At 40.3% G+C, this 23,819-nt stretch carries 23 protein-coding genes and 1 pseudogene; 2 read left to right on the forward strand and 22 right to left on the reverse strand.

Annotation, left to right across the window (positions count from 1 at the left end):
• Positions 1-25: 25 nt before the first annotated feature.
• The 3 genes from ACO1D1_RS08700 to ACO1D1_RS08710 all read right to left on the reverse strand — a co-directional run bounded on the left by ACO1D1_RS08700 (position 26) and on the right by ACO1D1_RS08710 (position 3,585).
• The gene (locus ACO1D1_RS08700) at positions 26-1,129 is read right to left on the reverse strand and encodes an AI-2E family transporter (RefSeq protein WP_423335625.1); all 1,104 of its coding nucleotides are present in this window, start codon (positions 1,127-1,129) and stop codon (positions 26-28) included.
• Between the two features lie 109 nt (positions 1,130-1,238).
• Positions 1,239-2,123, reverse strand: a complete 885-nt coding sequence (locus ACO1D1_RS08705) for an SCO family protein (RefSeq protein WP_423335626.1) — start codon at positions 2,121-2,123, stop codon at positions 1,239-1,241.
• Between the two features lie 376 nt (positions 2,124-2,499).
• Entirely contained in the window at positions 2,500-3,585 is a 1,086-nt protein-coding gene (locus tag ACO1D1_RS08710; protein WP_423335627.1) for a thermonuclease family protein, read from the reverse strand.
• 164 nt (positions 3,586-3,749) lie between these two features.
• Between ACO1D1_RS08710 and ACO1D1_RS08715 the strand changes: the two genes are divergently transcribed.
• The gene (locus ACO1D1_RS08715) at positions 3,750-4,382 is read left to right on the forward strand and encodes a LysE family translocator (protein WP_423335660.1); all 633 of its coding nucleotides are present in this window, start codon (positions 3,750-3,752) and stop codon (positions 4,380-4,382) included.
• Positions 4,383-4,483: 101 nt separating this feature from the next.
• On the opposite strand, the gene ACO1D1_RS08720 is transcribed toward ACO1D1_RS08715, so the two are convergent.
• From ACO1D1_RS08720 to ACO1D1_RS08730, 3 genes are all read right to left on the reverse strand, one after another.
• Entirely contained in the window at positions 4,484-5,275 is a 792-nt protein-coding gene (locus ACO1D1_RS08720; RefSeq protein ID WP_423335628.1) for an ABC transporter ATP-binding protein, read from the reverse strand.
• Between the two features lie 147 nt (positions 5,276-5,422).
• Positions 5,423-5,887 (reverse strand): flavin reductase family protein, encoded by a 465-nt coding sequence (locus ACO1D1_RS08725; protein ID WP_423335629.1) that lies wholly within the window; start codon positions 5,885-5,887, stop codon positions 5,423-5,425.
• A 98-nt stretch (positions 5,888-5,985) separates the two neighbouring features.
• Positions 5,986-6,684 carry a serine/threonine protein kinase gene (locus tag ACO1D1_RS08730; RefSeq protein WP_423335630.1) on the reverse strand — a complete coding sequence of 233 codons (699 nt, stop codon included), beginning with the start codon at positions 6,682-6,684 and terminating at the stop codon, positions 5,986-5,988.
• A 204-nt stretch (positions 6,685-6,888) separates the two neighbouring features.
• On the opposite strand from ACO1D1_RS08730, the pseudogene ACO1D1_RS08735 reads away from it, so the two are divergent.
• Positions 6,889-7,439: pseudogene (locus ACO1D1_RS08735) on the forward strand (GNAT family N-acetyltransferase).
• Positions 7,440-7,452: 13 nt separating this feature from the next.
• Here ACO1D1_RS08735 and ACO1D1_RS08740 read toward each other — a convergent pair.
• From ACO1D1_RS08740 to ymfI, 16 genes are all read right to left on the reverse strand, one after another.
• The gene (locus tag ACO1D1_RS08740) at positions 7,453-7,653 is read right to left on the reverse strand and encodes a hypothetical protein (RefSeq protein ID WP_149869645.1); all 201 of its coding nucleotides are present in this window, start codon (positions 7,651-7,653) and stop codon (positions 7,453-7,455) included.
• 95 nt (positions 7,654-7,748) lie between these two features.
• The gene (locus ACO1D1_RS08745) at positions 7,749-8,294 is read right to left on the reverse strand and encodes an outer spore coat protein CotE (protein ID WP_149869644.1); all 546 of its coding nucleotides are present in this window, start codon (positions 8,292-8,294) and stop codon (positions 7,749-7,751) included.
• Between the two features lie 256 nt (positions 8,295-8,550).
• A complete protein-coding gene (locus tag ACO1D1_RS08750; RefSeq protein WP_423335631.1) occupies positions 8,551-9,006 on the reverse strand; it encodes a RicAFT regulatory complex protein RicA family protein in 456 nt (151 codons plus the stop codon).
• Between the two features lies 1 nt (position 9,007).
• On the reverse strand, positions 9,008-10,552 hold the full coding sequence (miaB, locus tag ACO1D1_RS08755) for a tRNA (N6-isopentenyl adenosine(37)-C2)-methylthiotransferase MiaB (RefSeq protein ID WP_149869642.1): 1,545 nt from the start codon (positions 10,550-10,552) through the stop codon (positions 9,008-9,010).
• Positions 10,553-10,961: 409 nt separating this feature from the next.
• Positions 10,962-11,828 carry a 2-oxoacid:ferredoxin oxidoreductase subunit beta gene (locus ACO1D1_RS08760; protein WP_149869641.1) on the reverse strand — a complete coding sequence of 289 codons (867 nt, stop codon included), beginning with the start codon at positions 11,826-11,828 and terminating at the stop codon, positions 10,962-10,964.
• On the reverse strand, positions 11,829-13,565 hold the full coding sequence (locus tag ACO1D1_RS08765; protein ID WP_149869640.1) for a 2-oxoacid:acceptor oxidoreductase subunit alpha: 1,737 nt from the start codon (positions 13,563-13,565) through the stop codon (positions 11,829-11,831).
• A 479-nt stretch (positions 13,566-14,044) separates the two neighbouring features.
• A complete protein-coding gene (spoVS, locus tag ACO1D1_RS08770; protein WP_003211281.1) occupies positions 14,045-14,305 on the reverse strand; it encodes a stage V sporulation protein SpoVS in 261 nt (86 codons plus the stop codon).
• A gap of 169 nt (positions 14,306-14,474) precedes the next feature.
• Positions 14,475-15,272: a TIGR00282 family metallophosphoesterase gene (locus ACO1D1_RS08775; protein ID WP_149869639.1), complete on the reverse strand. Its 798-nt coding sequence runs from the start codon at positions 15,270-15,272 to the stop codon at positions 14,475-14,477.
• Positions 15,273-15,357: 85 nt separating this feature from the next.
• On the reverse strand, positions 15,358-16,917 hold the full coding sequence (gene rny, locus ACO1D1_RS08780; RefSeq protein ID WP_149869638.1) for a ribonuclease Y: 1,560 nt from the start codon (positions 16,915-16,917) through the stop codon (positions 15,358-15,360).
• 321 nt (positions 16,918-17,238) lie between these two features.
• Positions 17,239-18,282 carry a recombinase RecA gene (gene recA, locus ACO1D1_RS08785; protein WP_149869637.1) on the reverse strand — a complete coding sequence of 348 codons (1,044 nt, stop codon included), beginning with the start codon at positions 18,280-18,282 and terminating at the stop codon, positions 17,239-17,241.
• Positions 18,283-18,902: 620 nt separating this feature from the next.
• On the reverse strand, positions 18,903-20,156 hold the full coding sequence (locus ACO1D1_RS08790) for a competence/damage-inducible protein A (protein ID WP_423335632.1): 1,254 nt from the start codon (positions 20,154-20,156) through the stop codon (positions 18,903-18,905).
• A 24-nt stretch (positions 20,157-20,180) separates the two neighbouring features.
• On the reverse strand, positions 20,181-20,765 hold the full coding sequence (gene pgsA / locus ACO1D1_RS08795; protein WP_149869635.1) for a CDP-diacylglycerol--glycerol-3-phosphate 3-phosphatidyltransferase: 585 nt from the start codon (positions 20,763-20,765) through the stop codon (positions 20,181-20,183).
• 51 nt (positions 20,766-20,816) lie between these two features.
• Positions 20,817-21,719, reverse strand: coding sequence for a helix-turn-helix domain-containing protein (locus ACO1D1_RS08800; RefSeq protein WP_149869634.1), 903 nt, complete (start codon positions 21,717-21,719; stop codon positions 20,817-20,819).
• 20 nt (positions 21,720-21,739) lie between these two features.
• Positions 21,740-22,528 (reverse strand): DUF3388 domain-containing protein, encoded by a 789-nt coding sequence (locus ACO1D1_RS08805; protein ID WP_190284854.1) that lies wholly within the window; start codon positions 22,526-22,528, stop codon positions 21,740-21,742.
• 178 nt (positions 22,529-22,706) lie between these two features.
• Positions 22,707-22,964 (reverse strand): DUF3243 domain-containing protein, encoded by a 258-nt coding sequence (locus ACO1D1_RS08810; RefSeq protein ID WP_149869632.1) that lies wholly within the window; start codon positions 22,962-22,964, stop codon positions 22,707-22,709.
• 79 nt (positions 22,965-23,043) lie between these two features.
• Entirely contained in the window at positions 23,044-23,766 is a 723-nt protein-coding gene (gene ymfI, locus ACO1D1_RS08815; RefSeq protein WP_149869631.1) for an elongation factor P 5-aminopentanone reductase, read from the reverse strand.
• Positions 23,767-23,819 lie beyond the last annotated feature (53 nt).

Raw genomic sequence — 23,819 nt, forward strand, 5'->3', positions numbered from 1 at the left:
CCAGTGATACGTATTACTTTTTCTACTATGTTTCCTCCACTGTACTACCCGCCCTTTTCCTAGCCCGTAAAAACTTCACCACATTTAAAACAACTGTTTTCGTTACGGCATAGGTCGGGACGGCTAGGATCATTCCGAGAACGCCGGCGAGATTTCCTGCTGCCAGCAAAATGATGATAATGGTGGCCGGATGGGTATCCAAGGTTTTGCCTAGTATCATCGGTGATAACACATTCCCTTCGATTTGCTGGGCGATGGCAATGACCAGTACAACCAGCAATGCTTTCGTCGGAGAATCGAAGAGTGCGATTAGGACCGCTGGTGCACCGCCTATGATTGGACCGACATAGGGAATGATGTTAGTGAAGGCCACAGTCAGAGCTAACACGAGCGCAAATGGCATATCAATAATCAAGTAGCCAATGAATGCCAGTGTTCCCACAGCCAAAGCCACGGTTACCTGTCCTTGAATATAGGCGGAAAGGGTCTCGCCCGTTTCTTTTAAGATTGAGTGCCCTTCCTCCCGGTACTCATGTGGAATAAACTTCCCTACTGCTAACGGGAATTTGTGCCCGTCCTTGAACATGTAAAATAATAAAAACGGGACCGTGACCAGGATAATCGCAATATTGGCGATAATGCCAACTATATTGCCAATCGCCCCTGTAATCCTGTTGGGTAGTGTGTTGCCAAACTCCATCAGCCTTTTTTGGATTGATTCAAATAAGTCGCTTTGCTGGGTCATGAATCGTTTGAATTCCGAGGAATGCGCCAGATTATCAACAAACTTCATCGTCTTGTCAGCATAGACCGGGATTTCATTTGCAAGGGCCGTTACCTGCTTAGTAATGACCGGTACCAAATTTCCAATGGCAAGTACGAGGATTCCGGCAAAAACAACGTATATAATCAGGATGGCCACGATTCTAGGGACTTTTTGCCGTTCGAGAAAATTCACAATTGGATTCAACATAAAAAATAAAAAGCCGGTAATTAAAATCGGGAAGAAAATAGTTGAGAAAAAGACGCCAATTGGTGCGAACAAAAAGGATATTTTTGTTGAAACAAAAATGATGGTAAAGATCAGTAAAATTTGTATGAGCCAGAATTGTAATTTTGACTTTCTCAAAGTATGTACCTCTTATTCTTTAATTTATGATAAAAGTATATCAAACACAGGGTTTCTGGTACAATTTTATTGTAAAAAGACCGCATTTTTGATTTATGCGGTCTTTTTCTTATTCTTCACTTGTAACAACCTGCAGCAATTCATCCCTATCCATATAGCTGCCTGTGAATTCATGGGTTAGCTTTCCGTCCTGATTAAATATAAAGGTTTTGTTGTCATGTAATACTTCTGTGCCCTTTTTTTCAAAATGTACACCGAGCGTAGCGGTCAACTTTTGAATTTCCCCCATCTCTCCCGTCAGCATTTTTAAATAAGACTGATCAAAATTCATTTTCTCTGCATGTTCTTTCATTGCTTCAGGGGTATCCTTTTCCGGGTCAAGCGAAACAGAAACAAGTAATAGATTCCTTGGATTGTTCCCTCTCGCTTTGATATCCTGCTGCAGATTACTAAAATTCCCTAATAAAATCGGGCAGGCATTCGGGTCGATGCAGTTTACGTAAGTGAAGGTCATGACCACTGTTTTTCCAAACAGATCTTGTTTTGTCATTGGACCGCCATTTTCATCTACAAGGTTGAAATCTGGAAGGCTAACGTCCTTTGTCACTTTATGAGCATTTTCGGCTGTTTTTACTTCTACTGAAAACTGTTTCTCCTCCTCAAATTTTTTACCATCATGTTCGACACTAATTGCTGCAATCCAGTCGCCATTCATTGGCACATCAGCCGTGCCAACATATTTCCCTTCGCCAATCTTTTCAGCAGAAACCGGAATAGTTCCATGATCCATATTTTTCATATTCAAATTAGCTGTTATGTTAGCATCTTCGACTGGATTTCCTTCCGCATCTTTAATGGTAAATTGCATCACGAATGCTTTTCCTGGTGTAAACGTTTTGGGTGTCGAAAGTTTTACATTTATGTTTTTTGCTGTCCCACATCCAGCAATTAAAACGAGGATCAGGCTCATCATGATAACAGGTATTTTTTTCATCTAAAGACCAACCTTTCAGTCATTTTGCATAATTTATCAAAATCTACTTTCACTATACCCCCTGATTATCGATTTATCTGTGAAGTAGTGCACTTTTACTATTTTTTAAGGCTGTTTCAAATATTTTGTTGTAAAAAATCTAGGTCAATTTCTTCAACGTTTCATTTTTTATGTAATTTTCCACTTTCATATTTACATTTCATAATTTATTTAACGACCTAACCCCTCTATGAGCGAATTTCGCCATTTAATGAGCGAATTTAGATGTTCAATAGGCGAATTTCGCCATTTAATGAGCGAATCCCAAAAGCAACATTCCCTTAGAAAAGAGCAAAAAAAATAATCCATGCACACGTCATGGATTATTTTTTATCGCTTATTCGCACGCCCAGTTATCTTTATCCCGGTCATGCCGTGATTCATACGCCGGATGTGTCGATGGTACACCGTCCGGATACACTTTCCTCATTTCTGTACAATTCTTAAACGATTCTTTATCAGCATTTGACGATCCGCTGTCTGGTGTCGAACCGCCAGATGTATTTCCTCCTGAAGTTGATCCGGAACTAGAATCCAAGTCACCCTTTGTTGTTCCTTGTTCACCGAAGGCCCAAAGACCCTTATTTGCCTCACGTGCCTCTCTGGCAAACTTGACAAAGTACTCGCTGTATTTTACATCGGGCGGATAAGTAGATGGTTCCGCGTAACCATTTAACACTAAATCAGCATTGAACATTTTCGAACGGATTTCATTTTCGTCCATATCATTTGCCGGCACACTTAACCAAACTATTCGAAGCAAACGGCTATACCGGTCCGTTTCCGATACATCTTTTTGGATCCACACCTGTTTTCCATTTAGCTTTGAGGTCGTATAATTGCTCGCCTCTTTGCCATATTCTTCATGTCTTGTTGTGGATTCCGGTGTATTTACCCCAACTAAACGGACTTTTCTTCCATCAGAGGTGACAAAGGTATCACCGTCCACAACTCGCCCGACAGTAACGAGTTCTAATCCCATACTCTTTGCCAATTCTTCTTGAGAGGTCTTAGCTGCTTCTTGTTTTTCCTTCTCTTCCTGTTCCGCTCTTGCTTGCTCTTCTGCTTTTGCTTTTTCTTCAGCTTTACGAGCTTCCTCTGCTGTTGCTTCGGCCTCGGCTTTTTCCTTTGCCTTCTTTGCAGCCGCTTCCTCTTTTTCCTGTTTAACGGAAGCGGTCTTCTGTTGGCCTGCTTCGTTTGTTTCTTCAGCAGGCGTTGAGAACATCATAGCTAGCACAAAAGAAGAAAGTAATCCCGCAGCAATTACCCACCCTAATCTATTTCTTCTATTTCGGCTCCGATTTTTTAAAACTAAACCAACGATAAAAATAATCATCCCAATTAGTGATACAGGGGCAACAATTCCTAAAAATAACATGAAAATTATAGCAAGTCCGATCAATATTCCTTTTACTGCTTTCACAATCCATTTTTCACTCCTTTGTATATATCTCCTTATTATACCTATTATCATATTACTTTTGTTAATTAACTCCTTTTTTATGATTTTTCTTTACACGACCGCTTCCGATTATGGTAAATTTATATCAACTAAGTTTTATGAATAATCTGAAAGGGGATGTTGATTTGCAGCACTATTATCTATTTATCCTGATGTGTATACTCTTAATTATTTTACCTGGCCCAGATACCGCGATGACGACAAAGAATACGCTATCAGTAGGCAGATCTGGCGGAATGAAAACCCTTTTTGGAACATGCTGTGCCCTCATGATCCATACTTTTGCCGCTGTCATTGGACTTTCTGCCATTATCGTGAAATCAGCCTTATTATTTTCAGTGTTCAAATATGCTGGCGCGATTTATTTAACGTATATTGGCTTTAAAACATTATGGTCCTTAAAGAGCACTGGAGCGGACACAGGTGCAGAGGCTGGCACGGAAAGTAAATATGGACAAAAATCATGCTTCCGTCAAGGTTTTCTAACCAATCTCCTTAACCCTAAGGTAGCGGTTTTCTTTTTAACCTTTTTGCCGCAATTCGTAGATCGCGGAAGTGACACCTTTGTTCCGTTTCTCGTTATGGGCATCACCTATACGGCGCTTACTGTAATTTGGTTCATTCTGTTTATTTATTTAATCAATCAAATCAGCACATTTATGAAAAAACCATCCACTCAAAAAGTTGTTCAAGGATTAACCGGGATTACCCTGCTTGGCTTCGGACTTAAACTAGCATTTGAAAAGGCCCAATCATAACAGATCGGATATCACCATTTGAATCGTGGCATAAGTAGAAAAGATGTCAGGCACCAAACAAAAAGGACCTTCTCAGGTCCTTTTTGTTTGGTGCCGCTTTCTTATTGTACTTTGGAATATTGTTTTGTTAACTGTGGCCGGTGATCTTCCCAGGTTACTGTAACTGGCATTTGGAAGAATTGGCTTAGCTGCTCGCTTGAGATCATATCTTTTGTGTTTCCCTTGGCAAAGACTTGTCCCTCTTTCAACAACAAGGACTTATTGAAAACGGGCAGGATTTCTTCTGCATGGTGGGTGACATAAATCATCGTTGGAGCGTCAGGACTGCCGGAGATTCTTTCGATCGAGTCGAGCAGATGCTCGCGGGCAATAAAATCCAGTCCGTTTGTTGGCTCGTCAAAAATGAGCAGTGCCGGATCAGCCATCAATGCCCGGGCTATAAGGACCCGTTGTTTTTCCCCTTGTGACAACGTTTCATAATTGCGGTTAGCATACTCAATACAGCCAAGATCCTCTAGCAGCTTGCTGGCTTTCCGTCTCATTTCATCTGTCGGCATTTCGTAAAGGCCAATGGAGGCAAATGCACCGCTTAAGACGACCTCAAAGGCATTATCGCCGGGATGAAATTTCTCTTGCAGCGAGGATGAGATAAACCCAATCTGCTTCCGAAGTTTCTCCCCTAGGTAGGTTTTCCCAAATTCCATTCCTAAAACGGTTATTTTCCCTTCTGTCGGAAAGTTGTACGCATTTAATAAATTTAATATCGCAGTCTTCCCCGAGCCATTTAAGCCAAACAAAACCCAGTTTTCTCCTTTTTTTATATCCCACTGGATATCCTGTAAAATCACCTTTCCGTCACGCCTCAATGAGACATTTTCAAGCTGCACTACCAAAATAAGATAACCCCTTTCGATATATTATTAATTTAATAATATCAAAATTTTCAGAAGAATACGCGAAGAATTTTTCATATAGATAAAGAAACCCCGATAATAGTATCCGGGTTCCTTTACTCTTTATCTAGTTTAATACACTAATGATTACTCCTCTGCCAGCCTCCGATAGTTTCCACTATAATAAATTAACGGGTCAGAATCTTTCATTTGAATGTCTGTTACCTTGCTAATAAAAAGTGTATGATCTCCCTCAACATATGCATTCGTGACTTCACACGCAATTTGTGCCAAAGCATTCGGTAAAACCGGTACCCCGTTTAAACGTTCGAATACCACTTCTTGGTGATCTTTCACCTGACCGGCGAAAATCATGGACATCTCTTGTTGGTCCGCTGATAAAATATTAACGGAGAATGTTCTGCTCTTTCTAATTTTTTCAAGTATATGTGCTTTTTCAGCAATTGATACGACGACAAGCTTGGGATTAAGTGAAACCGACATAAATGCGTTCGCTGTCATCCCATGTACGTTTCCGTCCACTTCTGCCGCCACCACCGTGATCCCTGTCGCGAATTTGCCCATTGCATTCCTAAAATGACGATCATCCATTCTATATTCCCTCCCCATTATCACCTCGACCGGAAATGAAGATCCTCAACAGTTGGTAAACAACAATTTTTTAATCGGCTTTCGTTTTTATATATACCTTATCTTCTGGAATTATTCATATTATTCGTCTTCGTAAATTCAATCCTCTTTTTTCCCATTTTTTTCAACTTGCGGTAGATCCGATAGCCTTTTCGTACTCCATCCACAATAAAAAACGAAATCTTCGGATGATACTTGTAAAGATAGGGTCTATAAATCTTGTAATAAGCTTTTTTTAAATCATCCCACTTACGGCACTGCCCTTCTTTATAAAAATCAGAGACATCAACAATGTATCCCCTGCCATCATGCATGACTACATTTTTCCCGTGAACATCAAATGGGTTTAATCCGACAGACCTGGCAAATTCTAAACCTCGATCAATATCGTCAATAACAGATTCAGGAATGGGAACACCCCTAACAACCGCGTCAAACAACGTGATCCCTTCAAGTTTTTTTAATACTAAATACGTTTCCCCGTATCCATAAAGAGTGGAAAAAGCTTCATGGTTCCCTAACCTTTTATATACTTCGATTTCCTTTTTAAGATCCTCTGGACTTCTCCCGTACACTTTAACTACTCTTTCCGGACGGGAATCATGTGAAAAGACACCGGCATAATTGCCACTTCCGATCGTTCTCCAAGATTTTGAGCGATTGTTTACGATAATCGGATCAAATGGGTTGTCAATCGTTAGTCGTATTTGTGGCAATAATTCTTTTTCTATTAAATCAATATACGCATCATATTTCATCCTACACCTTCTCATCAAAAGATTTCCAAATTATCTTCCAAGTTTCAAACTGACGAAAGGATTTTTCTGGTTTTTATTACATATTATAATGGAAATTTCTTTTCTGCCAATATACACTTATGATAAAGGAAATATTCAGTTATCCAAAATATAATGCCACCTTAATGTACATCCGTTCTAGGTCATTTTTTGAAAGGAGCTGCCATGGCTTTTCCTATTTTAGCAACGAAAAGATTGAAATTAATTGAAATCACACATCAACATGTAGATCCACTTTATGAGATTTTATCATGTGAAGATGTGACACAGTTTTACGGTACGAATCGCTTTACTTTGCAGGTAGAGGCATCTAGATTAATAGACATGTTTCACAAAAACTTCCATGAAAAACGGGGGATTCGCTGGGGAATCAAGTTAAAGGAGAATCAAAGAATTATCGGTACAGTCGGTCTTAATGTATTACATCTGAAAAATAAACGTGCGGAGATTGGGTATGAACTCCATCCTTCTTTTGGAGAATGGGCTATGCCTCAGAGGCAATTAAAGAGGTGCTGCGGTTTAGTTTTAATCAATTGGAATTAAATCGAATCGGCGCCGTGGTATACCCTGAAAATGAGGCCTCAGTAAATTTGCTTCTGAAGCTGGGCTTTTCTAAGGAAGGATTACTTCGCGGCTACATTCATCAAAATGAACAATTTCATGATTCATACATATTATCACTGTTAAAGCATGAATGGGAAAAAGACCAGGAATAAGCTCCTGGCTTTTTCAATCTTCAAAATAATCCCGAAACGCTTTTGGGCTTTTTAGCTCCCCTTCTTGATAATACGGATTATTCTCCATAGGTTCCTTCGGGTCAAGATTGGTTTTGATGACTAACATGGGGGATGGCGAACTCTCAGCAATAATACGGTCGTTTAATTCATTAAAATCAGGCAGCTTTTTATTCCCAGGCTGTCTAGGCTCCATGCATACACCTCCTCGGATTTAGCATGCTGATTTTACAAGTTAAACATTCTCATAAACAAGAAAAAAACTAGGGAAGTTTTACCTTCCTAGTGTCTTTATTCCTCTTCAGAGCCGACTAAGAAATCCGGATTTAGTTCTTCGAATTCTTCGTCGTCTACGTCTAGGCCCCAATCCTCATCGTTATCCTTGCATCCTTCAGAGCTGACACGGACACAAACCTTTGTCTCGCCAATTACTTCTACAAGGAATTCCCTTTCGACATGGACGATGATTCGGTTACCGTTAGGGGAAATAACAGCTTCACAGCAATTAGGCTGCTGCAGCACTCGAGCACAAATTTCATTGTCATCGAGGCAGTCATGGTCACGATACTTTAACTTGATGACATCGGTATATTGAACACGTTCAGTTACTACTTCTGTTTTGGTATTATCATTAAATGAGTACCAAACGTTGATGTCATATGAGCCATGTATCTCTACAGTCTTACCGACTTTTTTCGCGTTATATTTATGGTTGATGATCCAACAGCCAAGAATACTTGTCGGACTATGTGCCGGGCTAATCGTATGATTGGACTGGGTAAATTTACGTCCTTTCGCTACTACCGCCTTGGTAATTATCTCTCTATATTCTCCCATTTCGCGCGAACCCTCCTCATTCATTTTCATTTCATCGTATGCTGATTTATAGACTAGTGTGATATATAATTTTGTGAATACTGGTTAAAAGTTTAGTCATGATTCATTTTATGCGGGATTTATAGGTGTGTGCCTTTCATGCCTGTACTTTAAAGTGAAGGTTTGGCTGCAAAGATTTTTTCAGGGATAGGGATTTGTTGGGGAAATTTATAGAAAAAGAAAACCAGGCCTCATTAAGAAGCCCGGTCCTTTATCATTAATGATCGTGATCACAATCATCGTGGCCTGCGCAATCACCACCGCCATTTTTCACGCTCGCACCTGTTTCGCCCATTAACACATTGCCGCCTGTTGAAATAATGATTTCATCGGTAACTGTATTAGAAATGGTCGAAGCAATTAGTTGCAGCAACTCATTCACTTCCACTTGTGATTGTTTGAAATCTTGGACAACCGGAATTTCATCTAATTCTTGTTCAATGGAAGCAATTTTATCTTCCACCTTTTTTAACGCTTCCGGCTTTCCGTAATGCTGCAGGTTAACTGCCTGCTTTTGCAAACCCTTAATGTCTGAAATTAATGCCTTAACCTTTTGATTTTCATGGATATGGGCTTCTGCCCGCTTGAAGAAGTCAACTTCTTCTGTGTCTGCAATCATACGTGCTAATTCTGCTGCACGAGCGACGATATCATCTTTTGTATACTTCGTCACTTTATTTCACCTCTGCTGGTTCTAATTCTTCTACCATTTCTCCGTTTAATGACCACGTTCTTGCTTCAGTTATCTTTACTTTAACAATTTTTCCAATCGCTGACTTCGGCGCTGCAAAATTCACAAGCTTATTTCTAGTTGTATACCCTGCAAGGACATCTGGATTGTTCTTGCTTTCCCCTTCGACAAGAACATCAACGATTTGACCTTCGTGCTTCTTCATTGCTTCTAAAGAAAGCTCATTAACAAGGGCGTTTAAGCGCTGTAAACGTTCTTTCTTTACTTCCATCGGAACATTATCCTCCATTTTAGCTGCAGGAGTTCCCTCACGAGGGGAATAAATAAAGGTATAGGCTAATTCATAACCGACTTCCCGATAGAGAGACATGGTTTCTTCAAATTGTTCGTCCGTCTCGTTTGGATAACCGACGATAATATCCGTTGTTAACGCCACATTCGGAATCGCAGCTTTTATTTTTCTGACTAGCTCTAAATATTGTTCACGTGTATATTTACGCGCCATGATTTTTAACACATCTGTTGACCCAGATTGAACAGGTAAATGGATATGATCCATTAAATTCCCGCCTTTAGCGAGAACTTCGATCAAACGATCATCAAAATCACGCGGATGGCTTGTTGTAAACCGTATCCTTGGGATATCAATTTTACGCAGTTCATCCATCAATTCTCCAAGACCATAGTTCATGCCTTCTAAATCTTTCCCATAGGCATTTACATTTTGTCCAAGCAGTGTCACTTCTTGATAGCCCTGTGCCGCTAAATGACGCACTTCCTGAATAATCTCTTCAGGGCGTCGGCTTCGCTCCTTACCGCGAGTGAACGGAACGATACAATACGTGCAGAATTTATCACAGCCGTACATAATGTTTACCCACGCCTTAATTTTTCCACGGCGAACTTTTGGAAGGTTTTCAATGACATCACCTTCCTTTGACCATACTTCGACAACCATTTCTTTTGACATGTATGCTTCATGCAAAATATTTGGCAAGCGGTGAATATTATGGGTTCCAAAAATCACATCGACCTGCTGGTATGTCTTTAAAATTTTATTGACGACTGACTCTTCCTGAGACATACAGCCGCAGACACCTAAAAGTAAGTCAGGCTTTTCCAGTTTAAGTGCTTTTAGGTGCCCAAGTTCACCAAATACTTTATTTTCAGCATTTTCGCGAATCGCACATGTATTTAAAAGGATCACGTTAGCGTCCTCGGTGTTGTCAGTTGGTTCGTATCCCAATGCTAAAAAGATTCCAGCCATTACTTCTGTATCATGTTCGTTCATTTGACAGCCATAGGTCCGGATATAAAACTTACGGCCCTCACCCATTCCACGGAATTCTTCCGGAATGGCAAAGTCATTATGATACTTAACTTCTTCTTTTCCACGTTTTTTGGCTTCTTTTAAAGAAGGTGCAGTAATAACTTGTTCAAAGTATTTGCTGTAATCCTTGGCGGATTTTTTGTCCGAAGAATTAGCAGTTTCGACTTGCTGACCTTCTAATCGTTGTTTTTCGTTCATTTATCCAAAATCCCCTTTCGTAAAAAGTTCGCTTACTCGTCTATTAGATTTCTAAATGATAATTTTTACCTGTGCATATAAATATAGATCGATGAGCATGATCTGCACATTATTATAGTATAAAGGTTTACGTAAATGAAAACAATAGAAATCCCTGTAAACACGCATGTTTGCGGGCATTTTAGCGATTAGCAAAATCATTTAAGCAGTCCAATTAATAAGTTTAATCGATTTCTCTCACTCTAGATGTGACATAATTCACTAATACGTAAAAAAACTCGCCTTTAGGCGAAGACAGAGGAGTAGTTGCACTTATGCGTTAGGAAAGTATAAAATTCCTAAATTTATACTTTCCTATTAGCTAAAAAATCCCGTGGAATAAATTCCGCGGGATTTTAGATTTATATGATTACATAAACTCTGCAACTAATTTATCAAAGTGTGCTTGATCAAGGTTTAAATCTGCATCTACTAACGGTTCTTCAGAGTAACCAGTCAATAATTCCTGGTAGGAAGGACGCTCTGTGTTTTGGTAAATAAGGCCGGTTACTAAGCCATTATGCTTCATTAGTGTCTGCATAGCCAATTCACGATTAGATGGATCATACCCTTCCACATCATGAAGCTTTGTCAGATTTTCTTTAAACCAATCGTATGTGTTGACTTTATTATAGGTTACACATGGACTGAAGACATTGATTAAAGAGAAACCTTTGTGTTTAATACCCGCTTCAATTAATGCAGTCAAGTCTTTTAAATCTGTTGAAAAGCTTTGCGCAACGAATGTTGCTCCAACTGTTAACGCTAATTCCATTGGAGAAATGGATTGTTCGATTGACCCCATTGGTGTAGATTTTGTTTTAAAACCTACTGCTGAACGAGGTGATGTTTGTCCTTTTGTTAAACCATAGATTTGGTTATCCATAACGATATAAGTAATATCAAGATTACGACGGATGGCATGAACAGTATGTCCCATTCCTATCGCATATCCGTCACCGTCACCGCCTGAAGCAATAACCGTTAAATCGCGATTTGCCATTTTGACACCTTGTGCAATTGGAAGTGAACGGCCATGGATTCCATGGAAACCGTAAGAATTGATATAACCGGAAATCCGTCCTGAACAGCCGATCCCTGAAATAACTGCTAAATTTTCTGGTACTAAACCTACATTTGCTGCCGCACGCTGCATTGCTGCTTGCACAGAGAAGTCACCACAGCCAGGGCACCAGTTCGGTTTAACATCATTTCGAAAGTCTTTAAAAGTGGCCATTTAGAACAACTCCTTACATTTTGAATGTACTTCGTGTGGCAGGAATGGATTCCCATCATATTTAACAAACTTTGTAATTTTTTCAGCATGCCCAATATTCATTTTCATGATATTTGCCAATTGACCAGTCGCATTGTTTTCCACAACAATTACTTTCTTAGCAGAACGAACAAGTGGAAGAACCTCGTCTGATGGGAATGGATGGATCAAGCGAATTTGTGCATGATTTACTTTTAATCCGTCTTTTTCCAAACGAGCCATTGCCTCTTCAATAGCGCCACGAGTTGAGTTAAAACCAACAATTAGCAAATCTGCTTCTTCATGTGGTGCATTTTTATAAACAGGTGTATCAAATCGAATATTTTCAACCTTGCGGAAACGCTTATCCATTTGGGCAATCCGATTTGCTGCTGATTCTGATGGTTTACCAGTTTCGGCGTGCTCAACACCGGTAACATGGTGAATACCATTTTTCATCCCCGGAATTGTACGAGGTGAAATGCCGTCTTCAGTCACTTCATAACGCTTAAAATAACCCTTATTTTCAATCTCAGGAAGTTCTTCCGTAACAAGCTTACCACGTCTAATTTCAACTTTAGAAACATCAAGCGGTTCAACTGTTTGTTTTCCTAAAGATAATTGAAGGTCAGATAAAACGATTACTGGGCATTGATACTCTTCAGCAAGGTTAAACGCTTCAGCTGTATCATAGAAAGCCTCTTGTACAGTACTTGGTGCCATGACGATTTTTGGAATTTCACCATGTGTACCGTAAATCATCGCCATCAAGTCTGATTGCTCTTGTTTGGTTGGAAGTCCTGTTGACGGGCCTCCACGTTGAGTATCTACAATAACAAGCGGAGTTTCAGTAATACCGGCTAGTCCAATTGCTTCCATTTTTAATGATAATCCAGGACCTGAAGAAGCAGTGATTGCACGAACACCGCCATAGCTTGCTCCAATTGTCATTGTACAAGCAGCGATTTCATCCTCAGTTTGAATTACTGTACCACCAACGGCAGGCAGTTTCTTAATTAAATACTCCATGATATCCGAAGCTGGTGTGATTGGATAGGCAGCCATAAACCGGCATCCTGCTGCAAGGGCACCTAGTGCAATCGCATCATTTCCAATCATATACATCCGGTGTTTGCCATCTGCTTTTTCAAGCACCATCGTCGGAACAGTAGCATCCATTTTTTCTTTCATGTAATCAAAGCCAGCTTTGATTGCATCCATATTTTTAGCAACAACCTTGTCGCCTTTTTTACCGAAAATCTCACGGACTACTTCTTCAAAAACTTGAATATCCAAATCTAAGACAGCTGAGGTCGCACCGATTGCCACCATGTTTTTCATTAAGGACGTCCCTAATTCAGTGGCGATTTCTGTAAAAGGAACCGCATACATTGCTGCTTCAGTATCTTCCGGTTTCTTTGGAGTGAACTTTGCATCCGCAAGAATTACCCCTTTACTATGAAGCTCTTTGTAGTTCACATCGATTGTTTCTTGGTCAAATGCGACAAGGATATCAAGGTCATCAGAAATAGAACGAACTTCAGTTGTACTTACTCTGATTTTATTATTGGTATGCCCGCCTTTAATTCGAGATGAAAAGTGACGATAACCATACAAGTAATATCCCAGGCGATTCAGTGCGATAGCAAAGATTTCCCCAGTACTTTCAATACCTTCCCCTTGTTGTCCGCCAACTTTCCACGAAAGTTGATTGATCATTTCCTTACACCCCTTTGGATATGTAAAAAATCAGTAGATTAAATCATGTATTAGTGTAGCACTTTTCCGAGTAATTCACTAGAGATTAGCCTTTTAATGCTTTAAAGACTAAAAAGATAGAATCATGGATACGTACTAAACGCTTACAATTCTAGACCTATGCACCAAAAAATGCAACCCTTTGGCCTGAAATATTGTCTAAAATATGAATATTTTTTTATTATTTAAAATTCCCCTTTTACCCTATAGGGAAATATATCCAAATCGTGATCCTAAGTACAGCTTTCTACGCTTTCACAGCCTTTTTATTGATAACCCAGTTTTCTATTTTTAATCACTTTCATGTATATCAGAATAATATTTTTATAATTATATATTCAGCTCCTGCCTTTATAATTGGCAAAAAAAAACCGCTTGTTGTGAAAACAAGCAGGTAAGAAGATAAATTTTTGCCGCCCCCTGGAAAGAGTCTATCTCTTTCAACGCGGTTCTACAATTAGCTTAATAGCTGTGCGTTCTTCTCCGTCAATTAAAATATCGGTAAACGCTGGGATACAGATCAAATCAACTCCGCTAGGTGCTACAAATCCTCTTGCAATCGCTACTGCCTTAACGGCTTGATTCAATGCACCCGCACCAATAGCCTGTATTTCCGCTGCACCTCTTTCACGCAGAACTCCGGCGAGTGCACCAGCTACAGAATTAGGATTAGATTTTGCTGAAACTTTTAATATTTCCATTCCTAGCTCCTCCTTAGAAAATCCCGATCCCGCATGAGCAGTTTCATGAACAAATCAGGTATATAACATTCCACTGCTACTATATTCAGCTGTCAAAAGACATATTCCGGCTTGGACAAAATTTGTCAAGGAATTAACCCAAAAAACCCCCAAAACGGGGGTTTTTACCTTAACTATAAAAAGGATGGTCGTCATTGATTATTATTCGGTCCATATTTTTGCACAGCCCGCTTTTTCTATCCAACTCGATATAAACTGCACTCAGCTGATTGCGGCCAGATTTGGGAACTTCAAATCGTACAGGCAGACTGGTCAGGAATTTCTTAAGTACAGCCTCTCGTTCCATTCCTAAAATCCCATCATATGGCCCTGTCATCCCTACATCGGTTAAATAACCTGTTCCGGCAGGCAGTACACGGCTGTCTGCTGTTTGCACATGTGTATGGGTGCCAACGACCGCTGATACTTTGCCATCCAGGAACCAGCCCATAGCCTGTTTTTCACTGGTTACCTCCGCATGAAAATCAACAAAAATAAATGGTGTTCTTTCCCGTGCAATTTCAACTAATTCCTCAGCTTTTTTGAAAGGACAATCTAATGGGGCCATAAATGTGCGTCCTTGGAGATTGATTACAGCTACCTCTAATTCATTCACTTTAAAGAACGCTAGTCCTTTTCCGGGTGTTCCCTCTGGAAAATTCGCCGGCCTTACCATATTTTTTGCCGAATCGATAAACTCAAATATCTCACGATTATCCCACGCATGATTTCCAAGGGTAATAGCCTGTGCACCATAATTTAAAAATTCTCGGTAGATTTTTTCTGTTATCCCCCTGCCCCCGGCTGCATTTTCACCATTAATGATTGTGAAGTGGGGACGATATTTTTCTTTTAATTTTGGCAGGTATTCCTTTACCATGTCTCTGCCAGGTGATCCTACGACATCGCCGATAAAAAGTAGATTCATTTTTTCCCTCTCGTCCTTGTTTATTTTTTTCCTGTATTAACTTATTGGTAATGTCCATAAATAAAAGCGGTGCATTCGCACCGCTTTATTTTGCATATTCAACAGCCCGTGTTTCACGGATAACTGTCACTTTAATGTGTCCAGGATAATCTAGCTCTTCTTCGATCCGTTTGCGAATATCGCGCGCTAATCGATGTGCAGCAAGATCATCAACGGCATCAGGTCTTACAATAATCCTCACTTCACGACCTGCTTGAATCGCAAAGGATTTCTCAACACCTTCATAGGACTCAGAAATCTCCTCTAGCTTTTCAAGACGGCGGATGTAGTTTTCAAGTGTTTCACTACGTGCACCTGGTCTGGCAGCTGATAAGGCGTCAGCAGCAGCAACAAGGACAGCAATAATAGACGTTGGCTCTGTATCCCCATGGTGTGAGGCAATACTGTTGATTACTACCGGGTGTTCCTTGTATTTGGTCGCAAGTTCTACCCCGATTTCGACATGGCTTCCTTCCACTTCATGGTCAATTGCTTTCCCAATATCATGGAGCAACCCTGCACGACGTGCCAACGTTTCATCTTGACCAAGTTCAGCTGCAAGCAGCCCTGAAAGCTGTGCCACTTCCATTGAATGCTTTAAGACATTTTGCCCGTAACTTGTACGGAACTTTAATCGGCCAAGAATTTTGATAAGATCTGGATGTAATCCATGAACGCCCACTTCAAAAGTGGTTTGCTCGCCGACCTCACGGATATATTCATCTACTTCACGTCGAGACTTTTCAACCATTTCCTCAATACGTGCTGGATGAATTCTTCCGTCTTGGACTAACTTCTCAAGCGCTAAGCGGGCTGTTTCCCGACGAATCGGATCAAATCCCGATAGAATAACAGCTTCAGGAGTATCATCAATAATCAAATCAATGCCCGTTAACGTTTCTAATGTACGGATATTTCGTCCTTCACGGCCAATAATCCGGCCCTTCATTTCGTCATTTGGCAGGTTGACGACAGAGACAGTCGTTTCCGCAACATGGTCAGCAGCGCAACGCTGGATTGCGAGCGAAAGGATTTCCTTCGCTTTCTTGTCGGATTCCTCTTTTGCACGATTCTCGCTTTCCTTAATCATTATCGCAGTATCATGGGTCAATTCCTGCTCCATTCTGTCAATAATGATGGCTTTCGCTTCCTCACGGGTTAAGCTTGAAATTCGTTCGAGTTCAGTCTGTTGTTTTCTTACCAACTCGTCCACTTTGCTTTCCATCTCTTCAATATGCTGTTGTCTTTGGGTTAGAGAATCATCCTTCTTTTCTAAAAGATTTTCACGCTTGTTTAACGTTTCCTCTTTTCGATCTAAATTCTCTTCTCTTTGCAGTAAACGGTTTTCTTGTTTTTGCATTTCATTTCTTCGTTCACGAACCTCACGTTCTGCTTCTGTTCGAAGCTTGTGAATTTCATCCTTTGCTTCAAGCAAAGCTTCCTTTTTCAATGAATCAGCATCACGTTTCGCATCTTCAAGAATCTGATCAGCAGCATTCTTTGCGCCTGCTACTTTTGCTTCAGCAATGGATTTATGAACAAAATAGCCAACAACGGCACCGACGATAAGGCCAAGCAAAATGGAGATGATTGTAATAGGGTCCATCGTTACACCTCCTCTTGCTATGAACTTTTGTTACATTTTTCAAGTGTCGGCATGTACATTGTTTAGACTCAACATACAGCAAGCACCATGGCTTTTCGCGTCGTAATATTTCCAAAAATGTAAAATATACATGTTAATTGTAAAGGTGGGAATATTCATTGTCAAGGCTTAGTCTGATTGGCATTTTGAATTATTTAGGAGCCAACTTGAAAATTCCGTAAATTTATTGAGTTTTTGTATGAATATTTATTAATATAATTGCATATTTATTCACTTTGAAAAGAAAAAGCAAAACCCAATACCGGGCTTTGCTTTGCTGGATTAATCTAGCAATTTAAACTGCTCATCATCTTCTTCTGCTTCTGTTACTACTTTATCACCGTCTAAACCATAGTGTTCACGGATTTTTTGTTGAATTTCCTGGCGGAGCTCAGGGTTTTCCTTTAAGAATAGCTTCGCATTTTCGCGGCCCTGACCTACTCTTTCATCGTTATAGGAATACCATGAACCGCTCTTTTGAACGATATCTAATTCTGAACCTATATCGATGATTTCACCCTCTTTGGAAATACCTTCACCGTACATAATATCTACTTCAGCGGTACGGAATGGTGGTGCAACTTTGTTCTTTACTACTTTAATTTTCGTTTTATTTCCGACTATGTCAGTTCCTTGTTTTAACGCTTCAGCACGGCGTACTTCTAGACGGATTGTCGAATAGAACTTCAGCGCACGGCCCCCAGGGGTTGTTTCGGGGTTTCCAAACATGATTCCAACTTTTTCACGAATTTGGTTAATGAAGACAGCAATTGTCTTCGACTTGTTGATGGCGCCTGATAGTTTACGCAGTGCTTGGGACATCAACCGCGCTTGAAGACCTACGTGGGCGTCACCCATTTCGCCTTCAATTTCTGCTTTTGGAACTAATGCAGCAACTGAGTCAATAACAAGAATATCAACGGCACCGCTTCGCACTAATGCTTCAGCGATTTCAAGTGCTTGTTCACCTGTGTCAGGCTGTGATAACAATAACTCATCGATGTTAACACCTAATTTTTGTGCATATGTCGGGTCCAGGGCATGTTCAGCATCAATAAACGCTGCTTGTCCCCCTTTTGCTTGCACTTCGGCAATTGCGTGAAGTGCTACAGTTGTTTTACCTGAACTTTCTGGGCCATAAATCTCGATAATACGGCCTCTAGGATATCCGCCTACTCCAAGTGCTGCATCAAGCGCAAGAGATCCACTCGGAACGGTAGAAATTCTAGTCTCCGTTTGTTCACCCATTTTCATGATGGAGCCTTTACCAAATTGTTTTTCTATTTGCTTTAACGCCATTTCTAATGCCGCTTTACGATCACTCACGTTCTATTTCCTCCCTTATATATAAACACTCACGTATTGCCCTAATCTATTAAATAAATCCTATTATTAATATAACCTCTTTTTAGTTATTTGTCGAGGAAAAAGTCGAACATTCATTCTGTTTATGTTTATACAATTTATACCTCAATAACTGACATATGACCCCCTTTTTTGGTATTCTCACATTCAAAATACCTTAGATAACCAATTTATCTGATTTTCTCTATAAATTTAATTTTAATTTTTTATTGCCAATTACGCATTGCTTGATTTTAATTGACGATTCTTAATTTTCCTGCTGGTCAATAAACTAGACTCTCATTTACCGTCTGCCCTCTCTTTCTTCTTTTTGGTCAATGTAACGGGCTTTCATTTACCGCTAAGCCCCTCTTTTCTTCTTTCCGGTCAATGTAACGGGCTTTCATTTACCGCTAAGCCCCTCTTTTCTCCTTTTCGGTCAATGTAACGGGCTTTCATTTACCGCTGAACCGCCCTTTTCTTCTTTCCGGTCAATGTAATGGGCTTTCATTTACCGCAAACCCCCTCTTTCCTCCTTTTCGGTCAATGAACACCTCCTGCCCACCAAACCACCATTCCACAAATAAAAAAATCACAGAACGCTATTTAGCATTCTGTGATTCTTCTAAATTCCGCAATATAAAATAACAGCCGTATTTGACCGCCCGGTTGCGGTTTACTTCTCTTGTACCACCAAGGAGAAGCTTCTCAACCACTGTCGGCCTTCCCTTCAGTGCGATTCCGATATAAACCGTACCGACCGGCTTGCCTTCCAGCTCATCTGGGCCGGCCACACCTGTAAAGCTGATTCCAATATCACTGTTGACCAGCCTTGCGGCATTTTCGGCGAGCTCTTTCGCACACTCTTCACTAACGGCGCCGTATATTTCAAGCGTATCTGGTTTTACCCCTAATACTTGTTGTTTTACTTCATTAGAGTAGCAAACCACTCCGCCCTTAAACACAGAACTCGCTCCGGCAGCCGATGTTAACGCCTGTTGGAACAACCCGCCTGTTAAACTCTCAGCAGCCGTAATCGTTAGTTTCTTATTAAGTAATGCTTCCATCAGCTCATGCAATAAGGAGGTATTGTCATACCCATATAAAAATTGACCCACACGCTGCCGAATCACACTTTCCAGTTCATCAAGCATGGACTCAGCAGTTGTTTCATCCACATGCTTCGCTGTCAGCCTTAGTGTAACCTCACCGTCACCTGCCAGTGGAGCAATGGTGGGATTGCTCTGCGCATCAATTAAATCAATAATCTCCGTTTCCAAAGCGGCTTCGCCAATTCCAAAAAATCGTAATACCCTCGAAACAATTTTATCGTTCGACCCATTTTTTGAAGAAAGTGCCTGACACCCATATTGGAGAAACATCGGCTCCATTTCCTTAGGCGGCCCCGGTAAAAGCATATAGGTATGACTGCCGGTTTCCACGACCATTCCCGGAGCCATTCCGTGATCATTCGGGAGAATATGAGACCCTTCTAATACAAGTGCCTGCTTACGGTTATTTTCTGTCATCACACGGTTTGTCCGCTTGAAATAAAGCTCTATGGATTCTAATGCCGCCGCATCCATCACAAGTTCTTTTCCAATATGGCGAGCAATGGTTTCCTTCGTCAAATCATCCTTTGTGGGCCCAAGTCCGCCCGTAAAGATAATCATGGCCGCACGTTTTTCCGCCGCTTCAATCGCTGATTTTAATCGGTCAGGGTTATCACCAACAACTGTATGAAAATATACATCGATCCCCAGAGCAGCTAATTGCCGGGATATAAAACGAGCATTCGTATTAACAATTTGCCCAAGTAATAATTCTGAACCAACCGCAATAATCTCAGCATTCATTTCGAAGCCGCCCCCTATTTCATCCTATTTTGAGTTCTTTAATACATGGCTGTTTTTCGCAAAATAATCCCAGCCCGACCAAATGGTAAAAATCATGGCCACCCACAATGCTACAATATCAAAGCGGAATGAAACCATAGCAAAAATAATATTATGTAACAATAAGGACGAGATTGCGACGATTTGTGCCCAGGTCTTTATTTTACCAAGCATATTAGCGGCGACAACCTCACCTTCGCCAGCAAGTAAGAGGCGCAGACCTGTGACCGCAAATTCCCGGCTGATGATGATTATCACAATCCAAGAAGGTGCATAGATATCATTCAGTTCAACTAGGACAATTAGCGCCGCAGAGACAAGTAATTTGTCTGCCAGCGGGTCAAGGAATTTCCCCATATTGGTTACAAGGTTATATTTGCGGGCATAATAGCCGTCAACCCAGTCTGTTGTGGAGGCTAAAATGAAAATGAGCGCCCCGACAAAATGGGTAACAGGCATGTCCGCCCCAAGAAGATGCATGCTGCCCCAATCAAATGGAACTAACATAATAATCATGAATATTGGAATTAATAATATTCTTGATACGGTTATTCGATTTGGAATATTCATAATTTCCCTCCGTGTAATTATTGAAAGTGAAAAATAGTCATCAACAGATGACTATTCGGTCTTCAGAACATATTGAATCGTGATGTTCTGAACATTCGCTGTCGCTGGTACTGCGTATTCAAGCTTTTGGTCATTCACATAAATATCAGTATCTGCTGCGTTCCCAACTCTAATGACAGCTGTACTTTCTGCTGATAAATCTTCTGTCTGGCTCTCGGTTTCCCCGGTTCTAAGTGTCCCTTGAAAAAAGGTCTTCCCTTTTCCGTTTTTAATACTTACCCAGGTTTGTCCTTTAGAAACTAATTTCACGACAAATTTATCAGCATTTTTTAAGTCATATGTGGAATTATTCCCATTGCTTTGAACGGCTGTCAGCTCCTGCTTAGGTGTTTCTACAACAGGTTGTTTTTTCTCTTCCTGTTTGGCCGTTTCCTTTTTTTGGCTATCCTGTTTTTTATCTTTTTCTGCTTCATCCACTTTTACTTTTTCCAAGCTTTCAGATTTTTCAATTGTAACCTGATCACTATCATTCTTAATCGATTCATTTGTTCCGCCGCCGGCATGGTTTTGTAAAAAATAATATAAAAGACTAGCCACCCCAATGACAAACACAACGATTAATACTTTGGGAAGGATATCAAAGATTTTTGAATTTCCTTCTGAGATGGATTTATGTGTCTTGACCCTTGATAATTGCTCTGGCAAATCATCATTATAGGAAGCAGGGATTTCACTCTTATACGTGTCAAAAATTTCATCCGGATTGAGATCCAACGCCTCTGCATATTGCTTAATAAAGGCGCGTACATAAAAATTCCCGGGCATGCTGGAATAATTGCCTTCCTCAATTCCTACTAAATACCGCTTTTGAATTTTTGTCATGGTTTGTAAATCATCTAAGCTTAATTCTTTGGCTAATCGGGCTTCTTTTAGTCGATTCCCTAATTCAGTCACCTGTAACACCTTCCAATTTATTAAAAATCAAAATCTCCAAAATCTGATCCGGAGAACATATTGTGCTGATCAACTACCTCGTATGTAATCTCTTCTTCAGCATCATTTCTAAGTTCAATAATGTAATCAAAATCATCAAGCGTGTACTCAGAATTTTGAACGAAAATATCAGGGTGCTCGATCACTTTCACCGCAGGTAGACGCATAATTTCACGGACCAGCTGCCAGTGACGTTCATTTGCACGTCTTGTTGAAACAATGCCATCTAGAATAAACAGATTGTCTTGATTATATTCATCTTCAATCAGTTGATTGCGAATGGTTTGTTTTAATAGAGTGGACGACACGAATAACCATCGTTTATTAGCACACACACTTGCTGCCACCAGTGATTCTGTTTTCCCAACACGCGGCATCCCTCGAATCCCAATGAGCTTGTGTCCCTCCTGCTTAAATAATTCTGCCATAAAATCAACTAATAATCCAAGCTCATTCCTCACAAAGCGGAATGTTTTTTTGTCATCTGCATCCCTCTGAATATAGCGTCCATGTCGAACAGCCAGCCGATCCCGCAATTTCGGCTCTCTCAGTTTAATTAATTTTATTGTGTCCATCGTATGTAAAATTGACTCAAGTCGTTTTATTTGATCATCATCTTTTGCTAAAATAAGCAATCCGCGTCTGCCTTCATCAACACCATTAATGGTAACAATATTTATGGCAAGCATTCCTAACAGGGATGAGATGTCGCCCAATAATCCAGGTCGGTTTTTTTGAATCTCATATTCTAAGTACCATTCTTTTTTCATTAATAAAAAACCCCCAAACAGAAGTTTCGACATTTTTTTCGCCTTTCATCGTCTAACCCTTATAATAAATGATTTTGATTGAAGATGAAAGAAAAAACAAAGAGATTGACACATTTATCTAAGATATTTGCTTGACAGTATAAAAAAAGAGAGGAGACCATTAAGGTCCCATCTCCTTTTATCGAGTTCCATTATTCGAAATTAATTTTACCATGATATTCGCAATGGCCTGCTGCTCTTGTTTGTCAGCAACGGACCAAAGATCTGAAAGAATTCTTTCTTGCTCATTCTTCGGCTCCACTTGATTAGCTAAATAATCACCAATTTGAAACGCAAGATTGCTGATTGCCCCTTCACTCATTCCCTCATTTTGAGCATGATGAAGACGATCTGCTAAAAAGTCCTCCCACTGTTTCCAGTTATCTAAAACAGACATAATATTACCTCCTTTAGAATAGTACAAGGTTATTTTGTGAGGAGGAGCCTTAAACTATACATGAAGAATTTATGAATTTTTACGTGTACCACCCTCCATTTATTGCAAGAACCTGTCCTGTAATATAGGAGGATTCATCCGATAACAAGAAAGCAACGCTGTTCGCAATTTCTTCAGGCAGTCCAAGCCTTCCCATTGGAATCTCATAGGAAATCTGCTGTACCTCTTCAGGAGTGAAGTCATCCATCATTGGCGTCGCAACTGCACCTGGGGCTATCGCATTAACGCGGATGCCATTTAAAGCCACTTCCTTACTAAGAGCCTTTACAAACGCAATTTGGGCTCCTTTTGCTGCTGAGTAAGCCACTTCACATGCAGCACCTGTCTGGCCCCAAATAGACGTGATGACAATAATATTTCCGGAGCTCTTGCCTAGAAATTTAGGGAGCAGTTCTTTCGTAACCAGTAATGGATTTAAGACATGAATATTCATTAATGCCTCGGCTTCTTCTTGTTGCAAATCGACCAACAACCCGTATTGACTATTTCCGCTGCAATGGATGATGGCATCTAAAGAAAAGATTTGCGCAGCTATGGTTTTATATCCGTCAGCTGCCGCCAAATCTGCCTGGATGGGAATATATTCTCCGCTAAATGACCGCAGCCTGTTCAATAATTCAAGTATGGCTTGTTCATTTTTATTGTAATGTAAATACAATGAATAACCCTTGGAGGCTAAATGATACGCAACCGCTTGTCCAATTCCACCGCTTGCTCCCGTTATGAGTGCATATTTTTTCATTAAAATCACTCTCTCTTTATACTAGGCTGTGTTAAACTTGGCTGTTGATTTCC

Origin of the sequence: Neobacillus sp. 19, assembly GCF_049463095.1 — a bacterium.
GTDB lineage: Bacteria > Bacillota > Bacilli > Bacillales > Cytobacillaceae > Neobacillus.

What these genes read in the sequence shown, in the direction of transcription:
- ACO1D1_RS08775 (WP_149869639.1), bottom strand. Translation starts at nt 15,272, where the DNA reads ATGAATCTACTTTTTATCGGCGATGTCGTAGGATCACCTGGCAGAGAC.
- ymfI (WP_149869631.1), bottom strand. Translation starts at nt 23,766, where the DNA reads ATGAAAAAATATGCACTCATAACGGGAGCAAGCGGTGGAATTGGACAA.
- miaB (WP_149869642.1), bottom strand. Translation starts at nt 10,552, where the DNA reads ATGAACGAAAAACAACGATTAGAAGGTCAGCAAGTCGAAACTGCTAAT.
- ACO1D1_RS08740 (WP_149869645.1), bottom strand. Translation starts at nt 7,653, where the DNA reads ATGGAGCCTAGACAGCCTGGGAATAAAAAGCTGCCTGATTTTAATGAA.
- pgsA (WP_149869635.1), bottom strand. Translation starts at nt 20,765, where the DNA reads ATGAATATTCCAAATCGAATAACCGTATCAAGAATATTATTAATTCCA.
- ACO1D1_RS08810 (WP_149869632.1), bottom strand. Translation starts at nt 22,964, where the DNA reads ATGTCTGTTTTAGATAACTGGAAACAGTGGGAGGACTTTTTAGCAGAT.
- rny (WP_149869638.1), bottom strand. Translation starts at nt 16,917, where the DNA reads ATGGACCCTATTACAATCATCTCCATTTTGCTTGGCCTTATCGTCGGT.
- ACO1D1_RS08725 (WP_423335629.1), bottom strand. Translation starts at nt 5,887, where the DNA reads ATGGATGATCGTCATTTTAGGAATGCAATGGGCAAATTCGCGACAGGG.
- spoVS (WP_003211281.1), bottom strand. Translation starts at nt 14,305, where the DNA reads ATGGAAATATTAAAAGTTTCAGCAAAATCTAATCCTAATTCTGTAGCT.
- ACO1D1_RS08760 (WP_149869641.1), bottom strand. Translation starts at nt 11,828, where the DNA reads ATGGCCACTTTTAAAGACTTTCGAAATGATGTTAAACCGAACTGGTGC.
- ACO1D1_RS08765 (WP_149869640.1), bottom strand. Translation starts at nt 13,565, where the DNA reads ATGATCAATCAACTTTCGTGGAAAGTTGGCGGACAACAAGGGGAAGGT.
- ACO1D1_RS08790 (WP_423335632.1), bottom strand. Translation starts at nt 20,156, where the DNA reads ATGAATGCTGAGATTATTGCGGTTGGTTCAGAATTATTACTTGGGCAA.
- ACO1D1_RS08705 (WP_423335626.1), bottom strand. Translation starts at nt 2,123, where the DNA reads ATGAAAAAAATACCTGTTATCATGATGAGCCTGATCCTCGTTTTAATT.
- ACO1D1_RS08745 (WP_149869644.1), bottom strand. Translation starts at nt 8,294, where the DNA reads ATGGGAGAATATAGAGAGATAATTACCAAGGCGGTAGTAGCGAAAGGA.
- ACO1D1_RS08805 (WP_190284854.1), bottom strand. Translation starts at nt 22,528, where the DNA reads ATGAAAAAAGAATGGTACTTAGAATATGAGATTCAAAAAAACCGACCT.
- ACO1D1_RS08730 (WP_423335630.1), bottom strand. Translation starts at nt 6,684, where the DNA reads ATGAAATATGATGCGTATATTGATTTAATAGAAAAAGAATTATTGCCA.